Genomic DNA, 6,134 nt, shown 5'->3' with positions numbered 1-6,134 from the left:
CGTCCCGGCGCACGCCCCACCCGGCCACCGGATTCGGACCCGGGCCGCCGACTACGGGATGATGACCGGGTGAACCAGAGCGAGAGCCCCCGACCGGCGGACGGCGACACCCCGGACGGCGACACCCCGGACGGCGACACCCCGCACGGCGACACCCCGGACGGCGACACCCGGGGCGGCGCGACCCCCGACCACGACCCGCGTCTGTTCCCCAGGGTCACGGCCTACCGGTTCCGGCGCGGCACCCTGCGTCCGGGGCAGCAGCGGAACTGGGAGGAACACTGGCCGACCTACGGCCGCAACGTGGCGGACGACCTCGTCGACCCGCAGGCCCTGTTCGGTCGCGTCGCGCCGCTGATCGTGGAGATCGGCTCCGGGACCGGGACGTCCACCGCGGCGATGGCGGCCGACGAGCCCGACGTGGACGTGATCGCGGTGGAGGTCTACCAGCCGGGTCTGGCCCAGCTCCTGGGGATGATCCTGCGCGAGGGGCTCGAGAACGTCCGGATGATCCGCGGCGACGGGGTGGACGTGCTGACCAACATGATCGCGCCGTCGAGCCTGACCGGCGTGCGCGTGTTCTTCCCGGATCCGTGGCCCAAGGCCCGCCACCACAAGCGGCGGCTCCTGCAGTCGGGCACGTTCGAACTGATCTCCTCGCGCCTCCGTCCCGGCGGTGTGCTCCACGTGGCCACCGACCACGCGGACTATGCCGACTGGATCGCCGAGACCGGCGACGCGGAACCCTCACTCGAGCGGCTCGACGCCACGACCGGGGCCGGACACGTACCGTTCAGTCTGAAAAGACCCGTGACGAAGTTCGAGGGCAAGGGTCTGCAGGAGGAGCGAGTGATCAACGAGTTCCTCTGGCGTCGTAGAGACTGACAACCCCGTATCTACAAGAAGACCGAGGCAGCAGACGATGACCCCACCTGACGGACCGGACGCCCACGACCTCTCCGACGTGGTGCCGCCCGACGCCCCGGGCCTGGTGCTGCTCGTCTGGGACGCCCCCAACGTGGACATGGGCCTGGGCTCGATCCTCGGCGGCCGTCCCACGGCCGTGTACCGTCCCCGTTTCGACGCGCTCGGGCGGTGGCTGCTCGGGTACGCGGCCGAGTTGTCGGTGACCACCAACGACACCCTCGAGGCCGAGGCGACCGTCTTCACCAACATCGTCCCGGGCACCTCGGACAACGTCCGCCCCTGGGTCGAGGCCCTGCGCAACGTCGGCTTCGCCGTCTTCGCCAAGCCCAAGACCAGCGAAGACTCCGATGTCGACGACGACATGCTCGAGCACATCGACCGGCGCGCCGAGTCCGGCAGGCTCGCCGGTGTCGTGGTGGCCTCCGCCGACGGCCAGGCGTTCCGCGAGCCGTTGGAGGAGCTCGCCGACGAGGTCCCCGTCACCGTCATCGGGTTCCGGGAGCACGCCACCTGGGCCGTCCAGCACGACACGATCCGATTCCTCGACCTCGAGGACATCCCAGGCGTGTTCCGGGAGCCCCTGCCCCGGGTCAGCCTGGAGAACCTGCCCGACGAGGGTGCCTGGCTGCAGCCGCTCCGGCCGCTCACCGCCCTGCTCAACTCGCGTTAGGAGCGCGCAGCCGTGTTCAACTCACTCGGAGGGTTCGTCGCCCGCCGCCGCGTCCCCGTCCTGCTCTTCATGGTCCTGGTCATGGCCGCCCTCAGCGTCGCCGGCAGCATGTTCGGCAACGCCTTCGGTCAGGGGGGCTTCGAGGACCCGAAGAGCGGGTGGGCGACCGCCGAGCGGCTCGAGCAGGAGGCGTACGGCCGCGACGCGCTCGGCGACGTCGTCGTCACCTATCACGCCCCCGAGGGCACCACGGTCGACGATCCCGCGTTCCAGGACCCCGTCCGGGCCTCGCTCGACGCGATCCGCGACGAGTTCCCCGACGAGGTCACCGGCGTGACCAGCTTCGTCTACAACCAGTCCCCCGCCCTGGTCAACCGTGACGAGGGCATCGCGGTGGCCTCGATCCAGCTGGCGGGCGAGGAGGAGGAGATCCTCGAGAACTTCCGGGTGATCGAGAACCGGATCGACGTCGACGGCATCGAGACCGACGTCGCCGGCGTCCAGGCGGTCGCGGGAGCGCTGCAGGACGGCATGGACGCCGACCTCGTCCGGGCGGAGCTCATCGCGCTGCCCCTGGTGTTCGTCCTGCTCATCGTGGTGTTCGGTGGCGTGGTGGCCGCGTTCCTGCCGGTGGCCGTGGGCATCCTGACGATCCTCGGGTCGATCGGCGCCCTGCACCTGCTGTCGTTGGTGGTGCCGGTCAACTCGTTCGCCCAGAACGTGGTCACGCTGATCGGCCTGGGGCTGGCGATCGACTACGGCCTGTTCGTGGTGAGCCGGTTCCGGGAGGAGATGGCCGAGGGGTACCCACCGGTCGTCGCCGTACGCAGAGCCGTGGCCACCGCCGGCCGCACCGTGGTGTTCTCGGCCGTCATGGTGGGCGTGACCCTGTCCGGGCTGCTGATCTTCCCGCAGGACTTCCTCAAGTCGGTGGCCTATGGGGCGATCGCCGCCGTCATCCTGGCCGCGCTGCTGTCGGTGACGCTGCTCCCGGCGGTGCTGGTGATGTTGGGGCACCGCGTCGACATGCTCGGCATCAAGCGCCTGCAGCGGCACCGCGCCCGCGAGCAGGTGGAGAACGGGCTGTTCGGCCGGGTCGCCGACTTCTCGATGAAGCACCCGGTGGCGGTGGCGGTGCCCGTCGTGGTGGTCCTCGTGGCGCTCATCATCCCGTTCTCCGGGGTCAAGTTCGGCGGCATCAACGAGACCTACCTCCCGCCGGACAACACCACGCGGGTGGCGCAGGAGCAGTACGACCAGAACTTCCCCGGCACCCGCACCGACCCGGTCAAGCTCGTCGTGATCGGTTCGGACGGCACCACGCTCTCGCAGATCCGCGCCGAGGCCAACAACGCGCCCGGGCTCACCGGTCCGTTCCAGTTCGCCCGGTCCGGACAACAGGACGACCAGGGCCGCGACGTGGTGGTCCTGCAGTCCGGTCTGGTCGACCGCAACTCGCCGACCGAGACCGTCGAGTACCTGCAGCAGTTCCCGATCCCCGCCGGCACCGAGGTCCACGTGGGCGGGAACCCGGCCATGGAGTCCGACTCGGTCGACGCGCTGGTCGACGGACTCCCGTGGTTCGTGCTGTACGTGCTGGTCGCCACCACGATCCTGATGTTCCTGGCGTTCGGCTCGCTGGTGCTGCCCATCAAGGCGGCGATCATGAACCTGCTGGGCCTGGGCGCCACGCTCGGGATCCTCACGTGGATCTTCGTCGACGGGCACCTCGCCGACCTGCTCGGCTTCACACCGGGGCCGCTCACCTCGCCAGTGGTGGTGCTGCTCATGGCGATCATCTACGGGTTGTCCACGGACTACGAGGTGTTCCTGGTGTCCCGGATGGTCGAGGCGCGATCCCGGGGCGCCAGGACCGCCGAGGCCATCCGCAGCGGCGTGGCCAACACCGGTCGGATCATCACCTCGGCCGCGCTGATCCTCATCGTGGTGACCGGTGCGTTCGCGTTCTCGGACATCGTGATGATGAAGTACATCGCGTTCGGCATGATCGCCGCCCTGATCATCGACGCCACGGTGATCCGCATGCTGCTGGTGCCCGCGGTCATGCAGATGCTGGGCACCGACAACTGGTGGGCCCCCCGGTGGATGAAGCGGGTCCAGGAGCGGATCGGCCTGGGCGAGGCCGAGATCGGCGACGAGCCCGAACACCTGCAGGGCGGCCCTGCCCGGGTCGGGTCGGCGGGACCGGTCAGGGTCACGGAGACGGGCGTCCCTGACACCGCACCCGCCGGACCTGTCGCGGGGAGCCCCGCTGACGGACCCTCCGTGGCGGAGGGGACGCAGGTGCCGGGATCGGCGGTGGGGCTCCTCGAGCGCGAGCCCGAAGCGGAACCTGTGCGCGAGCCGGAACCTGTGCGCGAGTCGGAACCTGTGCGCCAACCCGCGCCCGAACCTGTGCGCGAGCCCGAACCCGACCTCCGGACCGCACCCCGGCCCGAGCACCGTCGTCGGGACGGGGGCGGCGGGGAGAAGATCCCCGCCGCGGAGCTGATCGCCCGGCTCCGGCAGGAGCGGGAGCGGGAGAGGGAACGGGATCGCGACGCGTGAGGCCCCGCCCGACCTCCGGAGTGTGAACCTGGGCCGAGGCCGGTCCGCGGGTTATGGTGGCGGGATGAAGGGGACCCGGGGCGCCGTCCTGCGCCGTCGTGTCCGGGTGGTCCTGGTCAACCCCTGGTTCAAGGCGTTGGCGACCCTGGCCGTCCTGGGCTTCGTCCTCTACTGGCTCCGCGGGCAGATGCCGTTCTTCGCCGAGGGGTTCTCGGCGGTCACCAGCCCGCACTGGGGTTGGGTCGCGGTGGCGCTGGTGTTCTCCTACCTCTCCATGTCCAGCTACGGCTCGGTGCAGAAGGTGCTGCTGCAGTCGGCGGGCGTCAGGGTGGGGTACTGGGCGAGCGTCGGTCTGGTCTTCTCCGCCAACGCGTTCTCGACCTGCATCCCCGGCGGGCAGGTCTTCGGAACCACCCTGACCTACCGGAAGACCCGCCAGTGGGGCGCGACCCGGGTGGTGGCGTCGTGGCAACTGGTGATCTCCGGAGTGCTGTCCACGGTGGGGATCGTGCTGCTCGCGTTGATGGGCTTCTTCCTGGTGGGCCGCGTGTCCAACCCGTTCCTGCTGATGCTGTCCGCGATCGGCCTCGTGGCGATCGTGGTGGTGGTGCAGTGGGCCGCCAGGAACCCCGACAGGATCGAGGAGGCCCTGCTGTCGTTGTTGGCGTGGGTCAACGCCCGGCGCCGCCGGCCCGCCGACCACGGTGCGACCGGGGTCCGCAAGATCGTGGAGCAGGCCGAGGCGGTCGAGATGACCAAGACCCAGTTCTCCAAGGCCTTCGCGTTCTCACTCCTCAACTGGGTCGCCGACATCGGCTGCCTGTGGGCGGCCGCCCACGCGGTCGGCGCCCAGCCCAGCATCGGCGGTCTGTGTATCGCCTACGTCACCGGCAAGATCGTGGCCTCCGCGCCGATCACCCCCGGTGGTCTGGGAACGGTCGAGTTCGCGCTCATCACCGCGCTCACCGCGGGCGGGCTCGGTGCGCACCAGGCGTTCGCCGCGGTGTTCCTCTACCGCATCGTCAGCTTCGTCCTCGTGGCGCTGGCGGGGTGGGTGGTCTTCTTCCTCTTCTACCGCGGTGCGGTGGAGATCGATCCGGATGCCGAACCCGCGGAGGACGACACCCCGCGCGAGGACGCCTCGTCGTCGTCGCCCCGCCTCCACCCCGACCAACCAGCCGTGATCGCCGCCCCGCCCGCCGGTCTCGCCGCGATGTGGCCGATGAGGGGCACGCCGTGGCGCGCCACCGTCCCCCACGACTCCGGGCCGATCCCCCTTTTGCGCGTCCGGGAGGACGGGACCCGGGACGCCGGGGAGGGTGAGGCCTCCTGCTCGCTGGGCGGCGGCGAGCACCGTGACGAGAGGGATCGGTGAGCCGAGTGGCACTGCCGCTGATGTTCCTGCTGGACGCCGTGCTCGTGGGGGTGTTCGCGACCTTCGGGCGCGGCGCCCATTCCGAGGGCCTCGGGATCGGGCAGGTGTGGGGGACGGCGTGGCCGTTCCTGGTGGGTCTGGTGGTGGGGTGGGTCGTGGTGCTCGCCACGCGCCGCGACCCCGGGACCATCCGGTCGGGTGTCCTGGTGTGGGTCGCCACCCTCGTCGGCGGGATGCTGATCCGGGGGATCGGTGACGGACGGGTGCCGCACTGGAGCTTCATGGTGGTGGCCGCGATCGCCACCGGGGTGTTCCTCCTGGGCTGGCGGGCGCTGCGCGCGGCGGTGTCCCGGCGCCGGTCGGCCTAGCTCGTCAGAACCCCTAGCGGAACTCGGGCGGGATCTGGTCGAGCATGTGGGCCGGGACGGTGACGGTCTCGGGCAGTCGGACGCCGTCCGGGGCGGGCAGTCCCTCCGGGACCACGATGGTGACCGGTTCCGCGCGTCCTCCGGCGACGGGGGCGGGGGCGGGATCGAGGACGGGTGCGGAATCCGGCGCGGGGGCGGCGACGGGTGCCGGCGCGGGGGCGGCCTC

5 protein-coding genes and 1 pseudogene are annotated in these 6,134 nt (G+C 70.9%); 5 read left to right on the top strand and 1 reads right to left on the bottom strand.

Going from position 1 to position 6,134, the window contains the following annotated elements:
• The first annotated feature begins 204 nt into the window (after positions 1 to 204).
• The 5 genes from trmB (at position 205) to G6031_RS12280 (ending at position 5,908) form a co-directional block, all read left to right on the top strand.
• Positions 205 to 885: a tRNA (guanosine(46)-N7)-methyltransferase TrmB gene (gene trmB, locus G6031_RS12300; RefSeq protein WP_187700315.1), complete on the top strand. Its 681-nt coding sequence runs from the start codon at positions 205 to 207 to the stop codon at positions 883 to 885.
• Positions 886 to 922: 37 nt separating this feature from the next.
• Complete coding sequence (locus G6031_RS12295) at positions 923 to 1,597, top strand: NYN domain-containing protein (RefSeq protein WP_179523595.1); 675 nt, start codon at positions 923 to 925, stop codon at positions 1,595 to 1,597.
• Between the two features lie 12 nt (positions 1,598 to 1,609).
• Entirely contained in the window at positions 1,610 to 4,165 is a 2,556-nt protein-coding gene (locus tag G6031_RS12290; RefSeq protein ID WP_182653411.1) for an MMPL family transporter, read from the top strand.
• Between the two features lie 64 nt (positions 4,166 to 4,229).
• Positions 4,230 to 5,540 (top strand): YbhN family protein, encoded by a 1,311-nt coding sequence (locus G6031_RS12285; RefSeq protein WP_182640529.1) that lies wholly within the window; start codon positions 4,230 to 4,232, stop codon positions 5,538 to 5,540.
• A 20-nt stretch (positions 5,541 to 5,560) separates the two neighbouring features.
• On the top strand, positions 5,561 to 5,908 hold the full coding sequence (locus tag G6031_RS12280) for a DUF3054 domain-containing protein (RefSeq protein WP_179526025.1): 348 nt from the start codon (positions 5,561 to 5,563) through the stop codon (positions 5,906 to 5,908).
• 13 nt (positions 5,909 to 5,921) lie between these two features.
• Here G6031_RS12280 and G6031_RS12275 read toward each other — a convergent pair.
• A pseudogene (locus G6031_RS12275) lies at positions 5,922 to 6,134 on the bottom strand (hydrolase); the annotation flags it as partial.

Origin of the sequence: Dietzia sp. CQ4 (assembly GCF_014145125.1) — a bacterium.
In the GTDB taxonomy this organism is placed as follows: domain Bacteria; phylum Actinomycetota; class Actinomycetes; order Mycobacteriales; family Mycobacteriaceae; genus Dietzia; species Dietzia natronolimnaea.
Note: the sequence above shows the minus strand (reverse complement) of the source record. Positions and strands in the feature narration are given on the sequence as shown.